The sequence below is a fragment of the Alphaproteobacteria bacterium genome (genome assembly GCA_005883305.1).
In the GTDB taxonomy this organism is placed as follows: Bacteria; Pseudomonadota; Alphaproteobacteria; order Sphingomonadales; family Sphingomonadaceae; genus Allosphingosinicella.
Genome location: VBAC01000001.1, coordinates 1834965 through 1855185, shown reverse-complemented (window position 1 = coordinate 1855185; position 20221 = coordinate 1834965). Strand labels below are relative to the sequence as shown.

Annotated in this window: 13 protein-coding genes; 10 read left to right on the top strand and 3 right to left on the bottom strand. The window is 69.6% G+C overall.

What is annotated here, in order from left to right:
* Positions 1 to 15 precede the first annotated feature (15 nt).
* The 5 genes from E6G92_09250 to E6G92_09230 are packed head-to-tail and all read left to right on the top strand — an operon-like array spanning position 16 to position 5617.
* Positions 16 to 1047 (top strand): DUF1611 domain-containing protein, encoded by a 1032-nt coding sequence (locus E6G92_09250; protein ID TMJ19926.1) that lies wholly within the window; start codon positions 16 to 18, stop codon positions 1045 to 1047.
* Positions 999 to 1997 carry a dipeptide epimerase gene (locus tag E6G92_09245; GenBank protein TMJ20777.1) on the top strand — a complete coding sequence of 333 codons (999 nt, stop codon included), beginning with the start codon at positions 999 to 1001 and terminating at the stop codon, positions 1995 to 1997. Before E6G92_09250 ends, E6G92_09245 begins: the two co-directional genes overlap by 49 nt.
* Positions 1994 to 3547: a D-aminoacylase gene (locus tag E6G92_09240; GenBank protein TMJ19925.1), complete on the top strand. Its 1554-nt coding sequence runs from the start codon at positions 1994 to 1996 to the stop codon at positions 3545 to 3547. The genes E6G92_09245 and E6G92_09240 overlap by 4 nt, the downstream gene beginning before the upstream one ends.
* The gene (locus E6G92_09235; protein TMJ19924.1) at positions 3544 to 4794 is read left to right on the top strand and encodes a dicarboxylate/amino acid:cation symporter; all 1251 of its coding nucleotides are present in this window, start codon (positions 3544 to 3546) and stop codon (positions 4792 to 4794) included. Before E6G92_09240 ends, E6G92_09235 begins: the two co-directional genes overlap by 4 nt.
* Positions 4787 to 5617, top strand: a complete 831-nt coding sequence (locus tag E6G92_09230) for a phytanoyl-CoA dioxygenase family protein (protein ID TMJ19923.1) — start codon at positions 4787 to 4789, stop codon at positions 5615 to 5617. The genes E6G92_09235 and E6G92_09230 overlap by 8 nt, the downstream gene beginning before the upstream one ends.
* Positions 5618 to 5750: 133 nt before the next feature.
* On the opposite strand, the gene E6G92_09225 is transcribed toward E6G92_09230, so the two are convergent.
* On the bottom strand, positions 5751 to 7769 hold the full coding sequence (locus E6G92_09225; GenBank protein TMJ20776.1) for a S9 family peptidase: 2019 nt from the start codon (positions 7767 to 7769) through the stop codon (positions 5751 to 5753).
* A gap of 167 nt (positions 7770 to 7936) precedes the next feature.
* Here E6G92_09225 and dacB point away from each other — a divergent pair, with 167 nt between their 5' ends.
* Complete coding sequence (gene dacB / locus E6G92_09220) at positions 7937 to 9406, top strand: D-alanyl-D-alanine carboxypeptidase/D-alanyl-D-alanine-endopeptidase (GenBank protein ID TMJ19922.1); 1470 nt, start codon at positions 7937 to 7939, stop codon at positions 9404 to 9406.
* Between the two features lie 152 nt (positions 9407 to 9558).
* Here the strand turns inward: dacB and E6G92_09215 are convergent, their stop codons facing one another.
* Entirely contained in the window at positions 9559 to 10575 is a 1017-nt protein-coding gene (locus E6G92_09215) for a beta-lactamase family protein (protein TMJ19921.1), read from the bottom strand.
* Positions 10572 to 12101: an AmpG family muropeptide MFS transporter gene (locus E6G92_09210; GenBank protein ID TMJ19920.1), complete on the bottom strand. Its 1530-nt coding sequence runs from the start codon at positions 12099 to 12101 to the stop codon at positions 10572 to 10574. The genes E6G92_09215 and E6G92_09210 overlap by 4 nt, the downstream gene beginning before the upstream one ends.
* Positions 12102 to 12326: 225 nt before the next feature.
* Between E6G92_09210 and E6G92_09205 the strand changes: the two genes are divergently transcribed.
* The 4 genes from E6G92_09205 (at position 12327) to E6G92_09190 (ending at position 20165) form a co-directional block, all read left to right on the top strand.
* Positions 12327 to 15338 carry a TonB-dependent receptor gene (locus tag E6G92_09205; GenBank protein ID TMJ20775.1) on the top strand — a complete coding sequence of 1004 codons (3012 nt, stop codon included), beginning with the start codon at positions 12327 to 12329 and terminating at the stop codon, positions 15336 to 15338.
* 62 nt (positions 15339 to 15400) lie between these two features.
* Complete coding sequence (gene lysA / locus E6G92_09200) at positions 15401 to 16675, top strand: diaminopimelate decarboxylase (GenBank protein TMJ19919.1); 1275 nt, start codon at positions 15401 to 15403, stop codon at positions 16673 to 16675.
* The gene (locus E6G92_09195) at positions 16672 to 17805 is read left to right on the top strand and encodes a DSD1 family PLP-dependent enzyme (GenBank protein TMJ19918.1); all 1134 of its coding nucleotides are present in this window, start codon (positions 16672 to 16674) and stop codon (positions 17803 to 17805) included. Before lysA ends, E6G92_09195 begins: the two co-directional genes overlap by 4 nt.
* The gene (locus E6G92_09190) at positions 17802 to 20165 is read left to right on the top strand and encodes a penicillin acylase family protein (protein TMJ19917.1); all 2364 of its coding nucleotides are present in this window, start codon (positions 17802 to 17804) and stop codon (positions 20163 to 20165) included. The genes E6G92_09195 and E6G92_09190 overlap by 4 nt, the downstream gene beginning before the upstream one ends.
* Positions 20166 to 20221: the final 56 nt, after the last annotated feature.

The window sequence follows — 20221 nt, the reverse complement described above, 5'->3', positions numbered from 1 at the left end:
GCTAGCCTTGGGGCGATGATCCCGGCGCCATACCTTCTCTATCTGGGGCACACCAGCGATCCGCTCGCGATCAAGACGTCGCGGGGCGTGGCGATGTTTCGCGGCGAGGATTGCGTCGGTGAGTTTCGCCACGACGATTGCCCGCTGACTCTGGATCTGCCGCGGATGGGCATGGAGGAGGCCGTCGCCGCGGGGGCGAGAACACTGGTCCTCGGCATAGCGGGGGCCGGCGGCGAGCTCGGGGCCGATCTCGTCGCCGATGCGGCGGCGGCGCTGAACGCCGGACTGAACGTGGCGTCGGGCCTGCACCAGCGGTTGCGCGACGTGCCGTCTCTCGCCGCGCTCGCGCAGGAGCGGAATCTGCGGCTGTTCGACGTTCGCGATCCGCCTTCGGGCCTGACAGTCGGCAAGGGTCATGAGCGGCTCGGCAACCGCCTTCTGACCGTCGGAACGGATTGCTCGGTCGGCAAGATGGTGACGACGATCGCGCTGACCCGAGCGCTGCGCGCACGCGGCGTAAGAGCGGATTTCAGGGCGACGGGGCAGACCGGGATCCTGATCGCCGGCCAGGGCGTGGCGGTCGATGCCGTCGTGGCGGACTTCATTTCCGGCGCGATCGAGCAGCTGGTACCCGCGCGCGGCGACAACGGATGGGATCTGATCGAGGGGCAGGGCTCTCTCTTCCACCCTTCTTTCGCCGGCGTGTCTCTGGGGCTCCTCCACGGTGCTCAGCCAAAGGCCCTCGTCCTGTGCGACGAGCCCGGCCGGGCCCATATTCGCGGCGTTCCCGGCCGCGCCGTCCCGGATCTTGCGGACTGCCTTGAGGCCAACCTCGCCGCGGCGCGGCTGACCAGCCGCGACGTGCGGGGGGTAGGCATTTGCCTCAACACCTCCGGCATGGAACCCGAAGCCGCCCGCCGGCTGTGCGCATCGTCCGCGGACAAGATGGGCCTTCCCTGTACCGATCCGGTCGCCTTCGGCGTCGATCCCATCATCGAATATCTATGTCCCGTACCCTCCAGGCCCAGCACGATCGCTTCCCTCTGATCCGTCCGTTCCGCATTGCGCGCGGAACGAAGACGGCGGCCGACGTGGTCACGGTGACCATCGGCGAGGGCAGCGCGATCGGGCGCGGCGAGGCCGTGCCCTACCCGCGCTATGGCGAGACGATCGAGGGCGCGCTGGCGGCGATCGACGAGGTCCGCCCGATGATCGAGCAGGGGGGAGGGCGCGCCGCGCTCCTCGACGCTTTGCCCGCCGGGGCCGCGCGCAACGCGATCGATTGCGCCCTGTGGGATCTGGAGGCCAGGCTTTCGCGCCGCGACGTGGCGGCGATGATCGGCGGACCGGCTCTGCGGCCCGTGGCCAGCGCGATGACGGTGGTGATCGACACGCCCGGCGCTATGGCCCGGGCGGCGATGCTGGAGGAGGCGCCGCTGCTGAAGATCAAGGTCGACGCGAACGACCCCGAGGCGCAGATCCGCGCGGTGCGGGCGGCGGCGCCGGGGGCGGAGCTGATCGTCGACCCCAATGAGAGCTGGGACCGGGCGTTGCTGGACAGGATGCAGCCGGTGCTCGTCGAAACGCGGGTCGCCCTGATCGAGCAGCCGGTGCCCGCCGGTTCGGACGACTGGCTGGAAGGCTTCACCCCGGCGGTTCCGATCTGCGCCGACGAATCCGTCCACGTCGCCGCCGATCTGGAGGTCGTCGCGCGACGCTACCAGGCAGTGAACGTGAAGCTCGACAAGGCCGGCGGGCTCACCGCCGCGCTCGCGCTTGCGAAGGCCGCACGGGCGCGGGGGCTCGGGTTGATGACCGGCTGTATGGTGAGCTCGTCACTGTCGATCGCGCCGGCGCTGCATCTCGCGATGATGTCGGATTTCGTCGACCTTGACGGTCCCGTCTGGCTCCTTGAGGATCGCCCCGGCGGCATCGGGATGGACGGCGGCTTCATCCATCCGCCGGAAGCCGGATTTTGGGGGAGCTCGCGGACATGAAATTGTTGGGGCTTCTATTCGCCACGGCGCTCCTCGGCGCGGCCGCGCCGCCGGAGAATGTCGATCTGATCATCCGCGGCGGCACCATTTATACCGGATCGGACGCAGCCTTCGTCGGCGACGTCGCGATTTCCGGCGGGCGCGTCCGCGCCGTTGGCCCGCATCTATCCCTTTCGGCCGCGCGGGTGATCGACGCGCACGGCATGATCGTCGCGCCCGGATTCATCGATCCCCACACCCATGTCGGCGATCAGCTGGCCGATGCCGACGCCCGGACCCGGCTGGTCCCCGCTTTCCTCATGCAGGGGGTGACGACCGCCTTCATCGGCAATGACGGCGGGGGCGATCTGGACGTCGCGGCAGTGCTCGGCAGCGCCCAGGGCCGGCCCGTGGGGATCAACTATGCCGCCTATGTGGGCTTCGGCACGGTCCGCCGCGCGGTGATCGGCGACGCGGACCGGGCGCCCACCGCCGACGAGCTGGCGCGGATGCGGCAGATGGTCGCGGCGGGGATGTGCCAGGGCGCGCTCGGCCTTTCGACCGGCCTGTTCTACGCGCCGCAAAGCTTCGCGACGACCGGGGAAGTGGCCGCGCTGGCGCAGGAAGCGGGTGTGCGGGGCGGCGTTTACGACAGTCACCTGCGCGACGAATCTTCCTATTCGATCGGGCTCGCGGCGGCGGTGGACGAGGCGATCACCATCGGCCGCGAGGGACGGCTGCCGGTCCACATCTCCCATATCAAGGCGCTCGGAGTCGACGTCCAGGGCCAGGCCCCGGCGATCATCGCCCGGATCGAGGCGGCGCGGGCGGCCGGGCAGCGGGTCACCGCCGATCAATATCCTTGGTCGGCGTCGGGAACGAGCCTCGCCGCCGCGCTGGTGCCGCGCTGGGCGCACGACGGCGGCCGGCCGGCGCTGCTCCGCCGCTTCGACGATTCCAGCGTGGCGGAGCGCCTGCGCGCCGACATGACGGAAAATCTTCGCCGGCGGGGCGGCGCGGACTCGCTGCTGATCAGCGAAGGCCAATATCGGGGGCAGCGGCTTTCCCAGGCGGCGCGGACGCTCGGGCTCGATCCGGTTGCCGCAGCGATCGCCGTGATCCGCGTCGACGATACGAGCGTCGCATCGTTCAACCAGACCGAGGAGGATATCGCCGCCTTCATGCGCCGGCCCTGGGTGATGACCGGCTCGGACGCCTCCGGCGGGCATCCGCGCGCGTTCGGCAGCTTCGCGCGCAAATATGCGGAATATGTGCGCAGGCTCCACGTGATCGGCCTGCGCGCGTTCATCGAGCGAAGCACATCGCTGACCGCCGACACGTTCGGGCTCGTTGACCGCGGGCGGCTGCGGGCGGGCGCCTTTGCCGACATCGTCGTCTTCGACCCCGAAACCTATGCGGCACGATCGACCTATGAGGAGCCGACCCTGCTCGCGGCGGGCGTTCGAACGGTGCTCGTCAACGGCGCGCTGGCGGTCGACGATGGCGCGCTGACCGGAGCCGCCGCCGGGCGCGGGCTGGCGCACACGCCGACCGCCGGAACCTGCCCGTGACCCTGCTGCGCCGCTGGTTCGCGATTCCCTTGTGGAAGCGGGTGTTGGCCGCATTGGCGCTCGGCCTCCTCCTCGGCGCCTTCTGGCCCGCGGCGGCGCCCTGGGTGCAGTTTCTCGGCGACCTTTTCGTGCGCGCTATCCGGATGCTGGTCGTGCCGATCGTGCTGGTGACGATCGCCGCGGGGATCACCACGCTCGGCGACCCGAAGCGGCTTGGCGGGATCGGCGGGCGGACGATCGCCCTGTTCGCCTTCACCACCGCCGTCGCCGTGTCCGTCGGGATGGCGGTGGCGAGCCTGATCCGGCCCGGCGAAGGGGCGCCGCTCGGAACCGCCGCGCCGCACGCCATCGGCGCGCCGCCGACGCCCTACGAGCAGCTGATCGGCATCGTCCCCGTCAACATCTTCGACGCGTTGGCGAAGGGCGACATGCTGGCGATCATCTTCGTCGCCATCCTGCTCGGAATCGGCCCCCTGGTGGCGGGGGAGGCGGGCAAGCCGTTCGCGGACCTGCTCCAGTCGGCAACGGCGGTCCTGCTCAAGATCGTCGCCATCGTCATGGAAGCGACTCCGTTCGGCGTGTTCGCGCTGATCGCCGGAGCGGTCGCAGCGAACGGCGCGACCGTCTTCGTCAATGTCGGCTGGCTGGCGCTGGCGGTAGCGCTCGGCTCCCTGATCCAGATCCTGCTGGTTCACACGCTGCTGCTGCGCTTCGCCGCGCGGGTTCCGCTGCGCCCCTTCTTCCGCGGCATCATCGACGCTCTGGCGGTGGCCTTCTCGACCGCTTCCAGCTCGGCGACCCTGCCGGTCGCGATGCGTGTCGCCGAGCGCAACCTCGGCCTCGGCCGGCCGATCTATTCCACCGTGCTTCCGCTCGGGGCAAGCATCGGCAAGGACGGCACGGCCATGTATGTCGGCCTGCTCAGCATGTTCAGCCTGCAGGCGCTGGGAGTGGAGCCGACGCCGGTCGTCTACGGGCTCGTTCTGCTGACGGGCGCGCTGGCGGCATTCGGAACGGCGCCCGTGCCGTCGGCCTCCTTGTTCATGCTGGCGGCGGTTCTCTCCTCGGTCGGCATCGCTCCGGAACAGACCGCTCTGGTGGTCGGTTTCGTCCTCCCGTTCGACCGGCTGCTCGACATGACCCGCACGGTGCCGAGCGCGAGCGCCAATCTCACCGTCGCGACCACCATCGCGCGGTGGGAGGGGGAACTGGACGACGCCGTCCTTCGCTCTTCGGACGATGATTGAACCAGTCGATCCGGCCACCTGGCATCGCGACGGCTACGCGATCGTCCGCGGTTTCTTCAGCTCCCGGGAGATCACCGCGATCGGCGCGGAGATCGACGCCGTCCATGCCGAGGGGGTCGCGCACGGCCGCAGCTTCCGCCACGGCAATCTCTTCTACAAAATCGCGCAAGGGCCCGGCGGACCGCTGGTGCAGATGGTGCAATGGCCCTCCTACCACCGCCCCGCGCTCGACGCGGTGCGCCTCGATCCCCGCTTCGCCGCCTTGCTCGAGCCGCTGATCGGGCGCGACGTCAAGCAGATCATCAACCAGATCCACTGGAAGGCGCCGGGGGCCGTAGGCGACTTCGCCTGGCACCAGGATTCGCGCTTCCGAGTGCCCGCCGACTGCTACCGCAACCTCGGCACCGCCTACGTCCAGACCGGGCTCGCGATCGATCCGCACCGGCCGGAATCCGGGGGCATGTCCTTCGTTCCGCGAAGCCATTTGCAGGGCGACCTCGATCTGGACACGGACAGCGACGTGCTGGGCAATGCGATGTCCGACTCGGCGCTGGAGCGCGTGGGCCTCTCGGCCGCGGAGGCGATCCGGCTCGTGCTCGATCCCGGCGACCTCGTTCTGTGGAACCCCTATCTGGTCCATGGCTCGGGCCCGAACCGCTCGGACCATCTGCGCCGCTTCTACATCAACGGCTACGTCCGCGCCGGCGATTGCGACCGCGGCGAATGGGCCTTCCGCGACGGCCGGCCCGTGCCGCTGGGCCCGGAGCCGGCGCTGGTTCACTATGAGGACCTGCGCGAGCGGGGCGGGCCGCACTACCTGTAGAACGCAATCGTTTTGACCGAACCGTCATTGCGAGGAGCGAAGCGACGCGGCAATCCATCGGCCTCCGAGGCTGCTCTGGATTGCTTCGCTTCGCTCGCAATGACGAGATGAATCGGTCTTGGACGATCATGCTTCAGGGCAGCGGTTGCCGGCGCATCACCGTAAGATCGAGGAACTCCTCCGCGGCGCGCAGCGCGCGGAGCCAGTTGTCGTGGCGGAAGAAGCTGTGGCGCTCGTTGGGGAAGACAAGCTCGCGATAGGGGATGTGCCGGGCGGCCAGCTCGCGCGCCAGGAGCAGCGATTGGGAGAAGTCGACGTTCCGGTCGTCGTCGCCGTGGATCAGCAGCACCGGCGAGCGCCAGCGATCGATCGCGCCGAGCGGCGAGGAGTCCCACTGGACCTGGCGCGCGCGTTCCTGCGCCTGGGGCGACAATGAGTTGGGCACCGGGCGAAGCATGGTGTGGACACCATGAAGATCGACGCCGGCCGCGAACAGGCCGCTGTCGCGCGCCAAAGCGAGCGCGGTGAGATAGCCGCCCCAGCTCCCGCCCCACACGCCGATGCGGGCCGGGTCGACATCGCCCCGCGCCGCAAGCCAGCGCCCGGCGGCGAGGATGTCGCGATATTCCGACGCGCCCTCGCGGCCGGTCTCCGCCGCCTCGCGGAAGGCGAGCCCATAGCCGGTGCCGCTGCGATAATTCACCGACAGCACGTCATAGCCGAGCGCGGCGAGGTGCTGGTTCATGATATACGTCTTCGAATAATAGCCGGATGTGTGGAAGCCGGGCAGCATCTGCCGGCGCGGGCCGCCGTGGACGTAGACCAGCGCCGGATGGCGGCCCGGGCCGCGGGCGCGGAAATATTGGCCGTGAACCTCGACTCCGTCCTCGGCGCGAAACGTCACCACCTCGGGCGCGGCGAAGCCCGAAGCGGTGGGGACGGGCGCGAGCGGCGTCTCGCGCGCGCCGAGGAGGACGGGATGGGCCGGGCTGGACACGCTCGTCGCGATTGCGGCGACCGAATCGCCCGCGATCGTCGGAGCGAACTGCATCGTATCGCCGCCGCCCAATCGCAGCGGCGCGCCGTCGCCCAGCGGCCGGCGCCAGATGTGGCGGCTGTCGATATCGCCGGCATTGGCAGCGTAGAGGAGATCGTCGCGTGCCGGATCGATCAGGAAGGTCTCGACCTCGAAGGCGCCGGCGGTCAGGGCGCGCGGCGTGCCGCCCCGCTGCGCGTCGAGCGCGTAGACGTGAAGCCAGCCGGTCCGCTCCCAGGGAAAGAGGATCAGCCCGCTTCGGCTCCAGAACAGGTTGCGGCTTCGGGTCCCGTAATAGCGCCCACCCGGGCCGGCCGGCGCTGTCCAGAGCGTGCGCGCCTCGCCGGTGGCGAGGTCGACCAGCCGGATCGACCAATAAGGCCCACTGTCGGCCGCCGCTCCGGCGGGCGGCGATACATAGCGGATGAAGGCGATTTGGCGGCCGTCCGGAGAGAAGACAGGCTCGATCGACTGGCCGAGGCCGGGATCGAGATAGCGCAGGCGCTCGCCATCCGCGTCCAGAACGGCGACGAGGCTGTGCTCGCCGCGATCCTCCGAGAACAGCAATCGGGTGCCGTCCGGCGACCAGGTGAGACGGCCGATGCTTCCGCCGACCTTGGCGATGCGCCGCGCCTCGCTCCCGCGCGTCCACAGCCAGATTTCGCCCCGGCGGGTGAAGGCCAGTCGCCCGCCGTCGGGCGAGAAGCTGGGCGAATGGCCCTGGCCGACGGCCAACGCGTCGCCGCCACTGGCGGAGACCACGAACACCTGCTGGGGCGGCGTGAAGGGCGCGGCGCCGGTGTTGGGCAGGTCCTCCTGGTCCGGAAACTCCTCGTCGCCGCCGCGAACGAAAGCGAGGCTCGCGCCGTTGTTGCTAAGGGCGATTTCGGACAGTTCCTGCCCGTCATCCTCGGTGAAGGCGGTCAGGCGCCGCGCCGGCACGCCGCGCGTCGCCACCCAGATGTTGCGAACGCCGGCCTCGTTCACGATCCAGGCGAAGCGCGGCACGTCGCGAGCGCCGGCAAGGCCGCTCGCGACGGGGAGGGCGAGGGCTTCGGCCAACGGGTCGCGCTGGGCGGCGGCGGCCGAGGGCAGGAGCGCAAGGCCGATCGCCATGAGCCACAGTCGTACGAGGAGGTGCTTCTTCATCGCCCTGGATTGAGGCCGGCGCGCCCGCCTGGCAAGTGCCGCCTGGGCTAAATGCCCCGCCGTTATAGCGGCGCGAACGCTCGGAATGAGCGATGCCGTATTGCCCCGGGCCGGATGTGCCCTAGGCTGCCCCGATGCCGGCTCCCCATTCCCCACTGCGCATCGCCTTGCTGGCGGTCGCCATCTCCGCGGTTTCGCCCGCTCACGCTTTGCAGGCGCCGCTGCAGCAACGGGTCGAGGCCGGCCTGGCCGCCGCTCCGGCGGGCACGCGCTTCGGCCTGGTGGTGACGACCGAGGACGGGCGTGAGCTGGTCGCGGTCAATCCGGACGCCCGCTTCATCCCGGCCTCCAACACCAAGATGCTGACCACCGCCGCGGCCTTCGCCAACATGACCGCGCTCGACCGGCCGGACGCCGCCGGCGGCGCTTCGGTGCGGCTCGACGGGAGCCGGCGGTCGCCCGACGTGATCCTCGCCGGCCATGGCGACGCCCGGCTGTCGAGCGCGCCGGATTGCGCCGTGGATTGCCTCGCCGCTTTGGCCGACGCGGTGGCCGCGCGGACCCGGCGCGTGCGCAACGTCGTCGGCGACGACAGCCTGTTCCCGGACCAGCGCTGGAGCCCGGGGATGAGCTGGAACAATATCCAGAGCCGCTACGGCACCGGCGTTTCGGCGCTGACCCTCGACGACAACGAGCTGGCAATTCGGGTCACCCCCGGAGCGGTGGGGGAACGCCCGGCGCTCGACATGCTGCCTTATTACGAGGTGACCAATCTCGCGACGACGGCGGCGGCGGGGACGACCGAGCTGCAGTTCGAGCGGATGCCGAACAGCCGCGTCCTGCGGCTCACCGGAACGATCGCCGTCGGCGCCGAGCCGGAGACGCTTCGGATGGGCATCGACGACCCGGCCCATTTCGCGGCCTGGCGCCTGCGCACGTTGCTCGAAGCGCGGGGCGTTCGGGTCACTGGCGACGCCGAGGCGCGCCACCGGCCCTTCGCGCGCGACGGCGACGATCCGGCGCGCCGGGGCGACCGGCCCGTGACTCGCCCGAGCGAGCCCGAGGCGCTGGCCCGGCTGACTCCGCCGCCTCTTGCCGAGGACCTGATTCTGATCAGCAAAGTCAGCCAGAATCTGCATGCCGAGCTGATGCTCCGCCGCGTCGGCCTGATCGCCGGCTCGGGCTCGATCGAGGACGGCGTGGCGGCGATCGCGGCGATGATGTCGTCAGCGGGCGTGCCCCGGACGGCCTGGGACCTGTCCGACGGCTCGGGCATGTCGACCTACAATCGCCTGTCGCCCCGCGCGGTCGCCACTTTGCTGCGCTGGGCCGCCGCCCAGCCCTGGGGCGCGGCGTGGCGGGCGACCTTCCCGGTCGCCGGGGTCGACGGAACGCTCGCCCGCCGCTTTCGCGGGACCCCGCTGGAGGGGCGCCTGTTCGCCAAGACCGGAACGCTCAACGCGTCCAACGCTCTGTCCGGCTATTTGACCGCCCGAAGCGGCCGGACCCTGATCTTCTCATTCTACGCCAACGACGTGCCGGGCGACGTCAGCGCGACCGGATTCATGGACGCCGCCCTCAACCTGATCGCCGAGGCGAATTAAAGCCTGAACAGCTTATGCTGAACCGCTCATCCTGAGGAGGGACTGAGCCTGGCGAAGGCCCGTCTCGAAGGACCGTCCTTCGAGACGCCGTTTCGACAGGCTCAACGGCTCCTCAGGATGAGCGGAGGGAGGCAGTTAAAGGCAATCCTGCTCTAAGCCGCGTCCCACGCCTCCACGACGGCATCGCCGGTGGCGCGGCGCAGCTCCGCTATGCCGGTCTCGCGATGGCGGGTCGGGTGGACTCGGTTGGTCAGCAAGGTCCAGGCGAGGCCGCGTTCGAAATCGACCCACAGCCCGGTGCCGGTGAAGCCGGTATGGCCGATCGTCCCGCCGGAGCAGGCGTCGCCGCCGTGCCAGCCCGCGAAGCGCCGCTCCCAGCCGCAGGTCCGGTGTTCGTGCACGGGCGTTCGGATCGCCCGAAGCATGAATGGCGAGGCGCCGCTCCCGTCGAGCAGACCGGCGGCGAAGGCGAGCACGCCGGCCACCGTCCCGAACAGGCCGGCATGGCCCGGCGCGCCGCCAAGCGCCCATGCGTTCTCGTCATGGACCTCGCTTTTCATCACGCGGCCGCGCCAGGAGCAGGCCTCGGTGGCGACGGCGGGGCCGGGCGGCGGACCGTAGCTCAGGCCCGGCCCGAGCGGCCAGGCCGACAGCGGCGCGCCGGTGATCCGCTCGATTGCGATGCCGAGGAGGATGAAATTGATGTCGGAATAGACCGGCGGGCCGTGGCGCCACTCCCGCTGCAGCACGAAGGCGCGCAGGCGCTCGGGATCGCTGCCATAGGTGTAGATCGGCTCAACCGCCGGAAGGAAGGTGCGGTGGGCAAGGCAGTCGCGGAAGGTCAGCGACCGTTCGGCGGCGTTGGCGACGTCATATTGGCGAAGGTCGGGGATCGCATCGGTCAGCGGCCGGTCGAGGCCGATCCGGCCCTGCTCCGCCAGCGTCAGGATCATGCTTGTCGTGGCGATGACCTTGGATACCGAGGCGAGGTCGAACCAGTGATTCTCCGTCAGCGCCTCGGGTTCCGGGATCAGCGCGGCCATCCCTGCGAGGCGTACGGCGCGCCGCCCGTCGGCGGCCACGATGCCGAGCGCCGTACCCGGAATCCGGCCTTCGGCGACGGCCTGTGCCGCGGGCGCGAAGGCCCGTTCCGCCACCTCGTCGATCATGGCCTGTCGTCCGCGGGACGGGGGCGGGCCCCTGCGATGAGCGGCAGGAACAGCAGTGCCGCCAGGCTGGCCACGCCGGTGATGACGAAGAAAAGGTCGAAACCCCGATAGCCTGCGCGGTCGAACGCCTCGACGATCGAGCCGCCCGCTCCGGACAGCAGCCGCGGCAGCAGGAAGGCGAATCCGGAGAGGAAGGCATATTGAGCCCCGGGATAGCGGGGGTTCACCAGCAGCGAGAGATAGACCACGAAGATCGCCCCGGACATGCCGTTGCCGAACTGGTCCGCGGCAGTGGCAAAATAGAGGGCGGTCCCGTCCACCGGCTGGTGGGCGAGCCAGACGAAGCCGAAATTGCCGAGCGCGGCGAAGAAGGCTCCGATCGCCAGGGTCCATGTCATCCGCCAGCGCGCCGCCATCCAGCCGCCGAGGCCGACGCCGACGATGCTCGCGATCAGCGCGACATAGGAATCGGCGAGGCCGATCTCGGTCAGCGAATAGCCGAGATCGCGGATCATCGGCTTGGACAGGTTCAGCGCAAGCACGTCGCCCATTCGGTAGACCGAGACGAAGGCCATCAGCGCCAGCGCCATGAAGCCGTAGCGCCAGAAGAAGTCGACATAGGGGCCGACCGCGACGGAGCGCCGCGCCGGGGCCGACGGCGGAAGCTTGCGGATTTTCGGAAGCGCCGCGGCCATGACCAGGAAGGGCACCATACAGACCGCCAGCACGAAGGGGGTGACGTTGGTCTGCCCGCTGATGCCGATGGCCGACGCGGCGCCGAGCAGCAGCCAGCCGACCGCGCCGACGGCGGCGGCGGACACACCCAGGATGATCGCGCTCGCGCCCAGGCCCGTGACGAGCGCGCCGGCGCGGCCGCCGCCGTGGCCCGGATCGGGGCGCATAAGGGCGAGCAGCGGGAAGGGCAGGAAGGCGAAGAAGGCGATTGCGAGATAGGCGCCGGTCCATCCAAAGCCGGGCTGGTCGGCGACGAGCAGAGCGCCGCTGCCCGCGGCGACCATCGCGCTTCGGTAGCCCCACAGATTGGCGGCGGCGAGCGGGCCTTGCTCCGCCTGGGTCGGCGCGAGCTCGATCCGCCAGGCGTCGGCGGCGACTTCCAGGGTCGTCGTCCAGAAGGCGAGCAGCACCGCGAACAGCGCCGTGATGCCCAGATTCCCGTCCGACGAGGTCAGCCCCATCACGGCCATCGAGACGAAGATGCCGAGCTGGGCGAGCATGATCCACCCGCGCCTCTTGCCCCAGAAGCGGCCGAAGCCCGGCACTTCGTAGCGGTCGAGGAGCGGCGCCCAGAGGAACTTGAAGGTCGGCAGCAGCTGCACCCAGGCGAAGAAGCCGATGACGACCAGCCCCACCTCGTGCGCCTGGAGGCGCAGCGAGAGGACGGTCGAGAACATGTAGAAAGGCAGGCCGGCCGAGAAGCCGAGCAGCACGTAGAGCGCCTGGCGGCCAATGCCTCCGGACACGACCGGGCCGGCCGGCGCGGCGCTGCCCTTTGCTTGTGAAGCCATAGCCCTCCCCCGATCCCGACGCGGCCGCTTTTTACGGGCTATCACGCCTGCGACGCTTTCGCCCATAAGATGGCGGCAGGTTATGGCTTGGCCAACAGAAACTATGGCGGCCCGCCTGATTATTGTTACTTAATGCCGATTGGCTGCTGCCAAGGGGGGGATAATTCGATGCGTGCTTCCAAGTCACTGAAATCGGTTCTTTTTTGTGGCGCCGCCTTCACCGCCATGGCTTTCTCCGGCAGCGCCCGGGCTCAGGCTGCGCCGGCCGAAGGCACCGACCCAGCGACGGCCCAGACGGCCGCGGCCCCGGCGGACGACGCGGAGCGCCGGGATATCGTCGTCACGGGCACCCGCGTCGTACGCGACGGCTATCAGGCGCCGACCCCGCTCACCGTGCTGACCGCGGCGGATATCGAGAACACCTCCCCGACCAACAACATCGCCGATTTCGTCAATCAGATCCCGTCGCTCGCCGGCTCGACCCGGCCGTCCAACTCGCGCCTCAACATCAGCAGCGGGCAGGCCGGAATCAACGCGCTCAACCTGCGCAATTTCGGCGAGACCCGCACGCTCATCCTGATCAACGGCCGGCGATCCGTCGCCTCGACGATCACCGGCGTGGTCGACATCAACACGATCCCGCAATCGCTCATCGAGCGGGTCGACATCGTCACCGGCGGCGCGTCGGCTTCCTATGGATCGGACGCCGTCGCCGGCGTCGTCAACTTCATCCTCAATGACGACTTCGAGGGCCTGCATCTCGAAGGCGACACCGGCATCACCTCGCGGGGCGACGGCTTCAACTATTCCTTCAACGCCGCGTGGGGCACGTCCTTCGCCGGAGGCCGCGGCCATTTCATGGTCAGCGGCGAAATCGCGCATAAGGACGGCATCTTCGACGTCTCCGACCGCGACTGGAACCAGAGAGGCTACGTCCGCATCCAGGACCCGACCTGGACGACCGCCAGCGCCAATCCGCAATTCATCACCACCCTGCTCCAGGTCGGCGCGGCGAACTCGACGCCGGGCGGCCTCATCACCAACTCGGCGGGCGGAGTCGCCAACCGGTTGCGCGGCATCTATTTCGGCGGGGGCGGCCGGGTCCTCCAGTATCAATATGGCGCGCTGACATTCCCTGTGCCCACCGGCACGGCCGCCCCGACCCTGACCCAGGGCGGCAGCTGGCGGGTCAACGATTCGGGCCGCCGCATCGGCCTCGACGCCGAGGACGATCGCCACGGCATTTTCGGGCGGCTCAGCTTCGACGTCGCCGACAATGTCACGCTTTTCGCCGAAGCCTCGTACAATTGGCAGGAGGTGTTCTTCAACGCCGGCCCGAACCTGTCGACCGGCCAGGTCCTGAACGCGACCGGCTGCGGCACCGCGGCGACGGCCGCGGCTGCGCCGATCACCTGCAACGCCTTCCTCTACAACGCGCTCGGGCCGACGACCCTGACGGGCATCACCAGCGTCACCCTCGCCACTACCGCCGTCGACCTTCCCTACCGGGTCATCAACAACACGCGCGAGGTGCAGCGTTACGTGCTCGGTGCCCAAGGGGAGTTCGGACTGTTCGACCACCAGGCGCATTGGGACGTCTATGGGCAATATGGGCGCGCCGATCTGCGCGAACAGCTGCGCAACATCATGCACACGCAGCGGCTGGCCAACGCCACCAGCGTTGCCTTCGCCCAGGCCGGCAATCCGGGCAATTACGCCGTCGGCTCGATCCAGTGCGTGGTCAACCTCGACGCGATCGCCACCAACAACGACCCCAATTGCGTGCCCTTGAACCGCCTCGGCGTCGGCGTCGCCAATCCGGCGGCCATCTCCTACGTGCTTGGCGCCCCCTATCGCGATGAGGTGGTGGAACAGTTCGTGACCGGCGCCAACCTGTCGTTCACGCCTTTCGCGACCTGGGCCGGCGACGTCAGCATGGCGATCGGCGCGGAGTATCGCAAGGAGCAGATCCAGGGGTTCGTTCCCGTCGAGTTCCAGCCGATCATCACGCCGACCGGCACCACCAACATCTGGTCGGTCGGCAACTACTTGCCGTCAAACGGCGACTTCAGCGTCAAGGAAGCCTATTTCGAGACGGTGGTGCCGCTGGGCTTCGGCTTCGAGTTCAACGGCGCCGTGCGCGCCACCGACTACTCGACCTCGGGCTACGTCACGACCTGGCGCGCCGGCGCGACCTGGTCGCCGATCGACGACTTCAGGCTCAGGGTCACGCGGTCGCGGGACATCCGCGCGCCCAACCTCAACGAGCTGTTCGCCGCCGGCACGGCGAACACCGACTCGGTCAACAACCCGTTCTTCAATCCCGCGACCGGCACCGCCACGCCGCTGAACGGCGTGGTCTACAACACAGCCAGCATCGGCTATTCCGGGCTCGCCACCGGCAATTTGAACCTGGAGCCCGAAAAGGCCGACAGCTGGAATCTCGGCGGCGTCCTCACGCCCCGATTCATCCCCGGTTTCAGCGCGTCGGTGGATTATTTCCGGATCGACCTCGAGGGCGCGATCGACAGCCTCAGCGCGCAGACCATCATCAATTTCTGCTTCCAGGGACGCGAGGACGTCTGCACCGCCATCACCCAGGATCCGGCCAACGCGACCCGCGTCCTGATCAAGACCCAGCCGTTCAACTTCCAGCGCAGGCTGGTGCGCGGCATCGATTTCGAGGCGACCTACCGGCTGCCGCTGAACCGGGTCTGGGCGGAAGCCCAAGGCAGCTTTACCCTGCGCGGCATGGCGACCCACTATCTCGAGAACATCATCGACACCGGCATCGTCGGCGCGGCCGTGCTCGACACGACCGGGGTGAACGGGGGCCAGTTCAGCACGCCGAGCTGGATTTACCGGGTCAGCGCCGGCTATGATTCACCGCAGGGCTCGATCACCGTCGTCGGGCGCGGCGTGAGCTCCGGCCGCTATGCCGCCAACGGCATCGAATGCGCGCCCGGCACCTGCCCCGCCGGACGAACGGCCGCGGAGGCTTCGGCCTTCCCGACCTACGACAACAATCATGTATCGGGGACATTCTACGTCGATCTCAACGCGACGGTGAATTTCGATGCCCTGGGCCGCGGTAACGGACAGTTTTTCGTCAACGTGACGAATTTGTTCGACGCCGATCCGATCGTGCTGCCCGAGACCGGACTGGCGGCTAACCCCACCTTCAGCGACATGCTCGGAACCGCGTTCCGCGTTGGCGTTCGCTTCGACATCCGTTAGCGGGCACATCTCCGGCGGCGCGGTTCCTTCCCGGAGCCGCGCCGCTTTTTTCGGGTAGAGCGATGAGCCATTTCCACCTTCGCGCCGGGGTCACCCATTGCGAGGACGTCGCCCTGCCGGACATCGCGGCGGCTGCCGGCACGCCCGTCTTCGTCTATTCCGCCAACGCGATGCGGAGCCAGGCGCGCGCCTTGCGCGCCACCTTGTCCCCGCTCGAGGACCCGCTCGTCGCCTTTGCCGTCAAGGCCAACCCGAATATCGCCGTCCTCGCGACGCTGGCGGCGGAAGGGCTGGGCGCCGATGTCGTGTCCGGCGGCGAATATCGCCGCGCTCGGGCGGCCGGGATCGCGCCCGACAGGATCGTCTTCTCGGGCGTCGGCAAGACCGCCGAGGAGATGAGGGCCGCGCTTGGCGAGGGGCTTTGCCAGTTCAACCTCGAATCCTTCCCCGAGGCCGAAATGCTGTCGCAGGTCGCGCTGTCCATGGGCCGGACGGCGCCGGTCGCCTTTCGCGTCAACCCTGACGTCGACGCCGGCTCCCACGCGAAGATCTCGACCGGGGCCGCGCACAACAAGTTCGGTATTCCGGTCGACGAGACGCTCGCCGCCTGCGCGGCGCTCCGGGGGCTGCCGGGCCTGGAGCTCAGGGGCCTTGCGGTGCACATCGGCAGCCAGCTCACCAGCCTCGCCCCGCTGGAGAAGGCGTTCGCCAAGCTGGGCGCGGCGATCGCCGAGCTCAGGTCGAGTGGCCATGAAGTGTCCACGGCCGACCTCGGCGGCGGCCTCGGCGTTCAATACGATCCCTCCGCCCCGCCGCCGCCCAGTGTGAAAGATTATGGCGCGATGGTGGCGCGCGCGACTCGCGGCTGGGACGTGCGGCTGATTTTCGAGCCGGGGCGGCTCATCGCCGGCAATGCCGGCGTGCTTCTGACCGAGGTCGTGCGCGTCAAGCCCGGGGTCCACAATCCCTTCGTCATCGTCGATGCCGCGATGAACGATCTGATGCGGCCGAGCCTCTACGACGCCTGGCACGATATCGGCGCGGTCTCGCCCAGCGGCGATGACATGATCGCGGACGTGGTCGGCCCCGTCTGCGAGAGCGGCGACGTGTTCGCCGTGGCGCGTCGGATGGACCGGGTGGATGCGGGCGACCTCGTGGTGATCCGCACCGCGGGCGCCTATGCAGCCACCATGGCGGGGACCTACAATTCGCGCCCGCTCGCCCCCGAGGTGCTCGTCGACGGCGCCAATTGGGCGGTGGTCCGGCCGAGGCGCGAAACCGACGCCTATCTCGCCGAGGAACATGTGCCCACGTGGCTCGAAGGAGCCGCACGATGACCGATGCCGGGGTCAATGCGCATCTCGTCGGTGTGCCGGGCGGGCGATGGCGGCTCAATACGCCGAGCGTGATCGTCGACCTCGACCTGCTCGAGGCGAATATCGCGAAGATGGCGCGCCTTTGCGCGGAGAGCGGAATTGCGTTGCGGCCGCACGCCAAGACCCACAAGTCGATCGAGATCGCCAGGCGCCAGCTGGGCGCCGGCGCGATCGGCATCTGCTGCGCGAAGCTGGGCGAGGCCGAGATCCTGGCCGGCGGGGGGATCGAATCCATCTTGCTCACCTCGCCGGTGGTGAGCGCGGAGGGCTGCCGGCGTCTCGCAGCGCTCAACCGGCGCTGCCCGGAGCTGATGGTCGTCGCCGATTGCGCCCCCAACGTGGCGATGCTCGCCGACGCGGCCGCGGACTCCGGCAAGCCGCTCAAGGTGATCCTCGACCTGGACGTCGGGCAGCACCGCACCGGAATCGCGCCGGGTGACGGCGCGGTCGCGCTCGCCGCGAGGATCGCGGCCGCGCCGGGCCTCGGCCTCGCCGGCATCCAGGGCTATGCCGGGCATCTGATGCACGTTCACGACCGCCGGGAGCGCGAGGCGGCGACGCTGGCCGTAATGGCCGCCTTGGCCGACATGCGGGATGCGCTGGAGGCGCGCGGCCTTGCCTGTCCGATCGTGACCGGCGGCGGAACCGGGACCTTCGACCTGGACCCGTCCGCCGCGGTGCTCACCGAGCTGCAGGCAGGGTCCTACGTCTTCATGGACGCCGAATATGAGGATGTGTGGGAGGGCGAGCGCGCGCCGTTCGAAACGGCGCTGTTCGTGCAGACGACGGTGATCAGCGCCAACCTGCCGGGCCGAGCGACGACCGATGCCGGGCTCAAGGCCTTCGCCACCGACGCGGGACCGCCGCGGATCGTGCGTGGGGCGCCCGAGGGCGCGCGCTACGTCTTCTCCGGCGACGAGCAGGGCAGGCTGGAATTCAGCGAAGGGGGCGCAATGGAGGTCGGTGCGATCGTCACTTGCGCCGTGCCGCACTGCGATCCGACGGTAAACCTCTATGACCATTACCACATCGTCCGCGGCGACACGGTGATCGACATCTGGCCGGTCGACGCCCGGGGACGCTCGCAATGACGCTCGACCGCCGCTCATTCCTGCTCGGCTCGGCCGCGACGGTTGCACTTTTGCCGGCCGGCCAACTCGCCGCCGCGGCGGCCGTCTCGCGCACGCGCCAGGTGGCGGCCGCGGGCCTGTCGGCGCCGGTCGAGATCGTCGACGACCCCTACGGCGTCCCCCATATCCGCGCCCGATCGATCCCCGACGCCTTTTTCGGCCAGGGCTATGCCGTCGCGCGCGACCGCCTGTTCCAGCTCGACCTCGCGCACCGGCGCGAGCTCGGGCGGCTGGCGGAGGCGTTCGGGGCCGAGTTCGCCGCCCATGACGCCGCGGCGCGGCTGTTCCTCTTTCGCGGCGACCTGGACTCGGAGCTGGCTGCGGTGCCGGCACATCTCGTCGCCTGCGCCCGCGCTTATGCGGCGGGGATCAACGCCCGGATCGACGAGGTTATGGCCGATCCGGCGCTGCTGCCCCTCGAATATTCCATCCTGGGCGTGAGCCCGCTCCGGTGGGACGTGCGCGACATGGTGCTGGCACGCGGCGGCTCGTTCAGCGTCGAGGCCGAGGTGCGGCGCGCGCGGCTCGCCGCCATGGGGCTGCTCGGGCTGGACGCGGTGATCGCTCCGCTGCAACCGGCGTGGGACCTCGCCGTGCCCGAAGGGCTCGACGCCGCCGCAGTGTCCGAGGCCGATCTGGGGGTGCTGCGCCTGGGCGGCCTTCCGTGGAACGCGCTGGTCCCGGCTCCCGAGGCTTCGGCCTCGTCGGCCGCGAACGCCGGAAGCAACGCCTGGACCGTCGGCCCGGGGCGCAGCGCGACGCGCCGGCCGATCCTGGCCAACGATCCGCATCTTGGCATCGGCGGCTTCGATCCGCGCCACGTCGCCCATCTGACCGCTCCCGGGCTCGACGTGATCGGCGGCGGCTCCCCGGGCCTGCCGGGGATCATGCAGGGCCACACCGATCGCTTCGCCTTCGGCCGAACCAATTTCCATATCGACCAGGAGGACCTGTTCGTCCTTGAGCTTCACCCCGACGATCCGGAGCGGTACCGCCACGGCGAGGGGTGGCGTCCGTTCGAGCGCGTCGAAATCTCGATCCCGGTCAAGAACGGGCCGCCAAGGCAGGCGACTTTGCGCTATGCCGCCCAGGGGCCGGTGGTCTCGCACGATCCGGCCCGGCGCCGCGCCACCGCCCTCGCCGCCGTCGAGCTGCAGCCGGGCGCCAGCGGCGCCTTCGCGATGATCGCGATCAACCTCGCGCGGGACTGGTCCGAGCTTCGCGAATCCGCCTTCCGCTTCCACCCGTCGCCGACCAACTTCCATTACGCCGATGTCGACGGCAACCATGGCTGGCAGGTGATCGGCTACGTGCCCGTTCGGCGCAAGGGCGACGGGCTGATGCCGGTGCCCGGCGACGGGCGCTACGACTGGACCGCCATGCGCGATTTCCGCGCGCTGCCGAGCGAATATAATCCGGCCAAGGGCTGGTTCGCCTCGGCCAACCAGAACAACCTTCCCCAAGGCTGGCCGCGCGACCGCATTCCAGCCTTTTCCTTTCGCGATCCCTATCGCTACCAGCGCATCGCCGATGTCCTGTCCGCGCAGCCGAGGCACCGCCTCGCCGACAGCGTCGCCCTGATGCACGATACGCTCTCCACCCCGGCGCGGCAGCTCGTCGCGCTGCTGCCGGCGAGCGGATCGGCGGGCGCGGCGCCGGCGCTGGCGATGCTGCGCGGCTGGGACGGGCGGCTGGAGGCCGACAGCGCCCCGGCGGCCCTCTACGAGATCCTCTGGCGGGAGCTGGGCAACCGGATGCTCGCGGCGATCGTGCCGGAGCGGGCGCGTGAGCTGGTCAAGGAGATCGCGCCATCGGTGCTGCTCGGGCTGCTCGCCCACCCCGACCAGCGGCTCGGGCCGGACCCGGCCGCAGCCCGCGACGCTCTTTTCGGCGCCGCGCTCGCCTCCGCCTGGGCGCAGGGCCTCGAGCAACTGGGGCCGGATCCCGCCGCCTGGCGCTGGGGCACCTTGCACCAGGTACAGATCCGGCATCCGCTATACCGCATTCCGGCCATCGCCGCGGCCTTTCCGGCGATCGAGGGCGAGGGGTCGGGGGGCGATTCCTACACCGTCATGGCGCGCTGGCTGCGGAGCGCTCCCGCCTGGCAGGTCAGCGGCGGAGCGAGCTATTTGCAGGTGATCGACGTCGGCGCCTGGGACAATTCTCTGATGCTCAATTTCCCGGGCCAGTCGGGCGATCCCCGTTCGCCTCACTATCGCGATCACTATGCGCCCTGGATCAACGGCGCGATGCAGCCGATGCTGTTCAGCCGCGCAGCCGTCGACGCGAGGGCCGCGGGCCGCACCATCCTTCATCCCTGACGCCCGGCGCTGAACGAGCGTCGCGCGTTCGCCATTTGCCGGACTCGCCCCGAACC

What these genes read in the sequence shown, in the direction of transcription:
- E6G92_09250 (TMJ19926.1), top strand. Translation starts at nt 16, where the DNA reads ATGATCCCGGCGCCATACCTTCTCTATCTGGGGCACACCAGCGATCCG.
- E6G92_09240 (TMJ19925.1), top strand. Translation starts at nt 1,994, where the DNA reads ATGAAATTGTTGGGGCTTCTATTCGCCACGGCGCTCCTCGGCGCGGCC.
- E6G92_09230 (TMJ19923.1), top strand. Translation starts at nt 4,787, where the DNA reads ATGATTGAACCAGTCGATCCGGCCACCTGGCATCGCGACGGCTACGCG.
- E6G92_09225 (TMJ20776.1), bottom strand. Translation starts at nt 7,769, where the DNA reads ATGGCGATCGGCCTTGCGCTCCTGCCCTCGGCCGCCGCCGCCCAGCGC.
- dacB (TMJ19922.1), top strand. Translation starts at nt 7,937, where the DNA reads ATGCCGGCTCCCCATTCCCCACTGCGCATCGCCTTGCTGGCGGTCGCC.
- E6G92_09215 (TMJ19921.1), bottom strand. Translation starts at nt 10,575, where the DNA reads ATGATCGACGAGGTGGCGGAACGGGCCTTCGCGCCCGCGGCACAGGCC.
- E6G92_09210 (TMJ19920.1), bottom strand. Translation starts at nt 12,101, where the DNA reads ATGGCTTCACAAGCAAAGGGCAGCGCCGCGCCGGCCGGCCCGGTCGTG.
- E6G92_09205 (TMJ20775.1), top strand. Translation starts at nt 12,327, where the DNA reads ATGGCTTTCTCCGGCAGCGCCCGGGCTCAGGCTGCGCCGGCCGAAGGC.
- lysA (TMJ19919.1), top strand. Translation starts at nt 15,401, where the DNA reads ATGAGCCATTTCCACCTTCGCGCCGGGGTCACCCATTGCGAGGACGTC.
- E6G92_09195 (TMJ19918.1), top strand. Translation starts at nt 16,672, where the DNA reads ATGACCGATGCCGGGGTCAATGCGCATCTCGTCGGTGTGCCGGGCGGG.
- E6G92_09190 (TMJ19917.1), top strand. Translation starts at nt 17,802, where the DNA reads ATGACGCTCGACCGCCGCTCATTCCTGCTCGGCTCGGCCGCGACGGTT.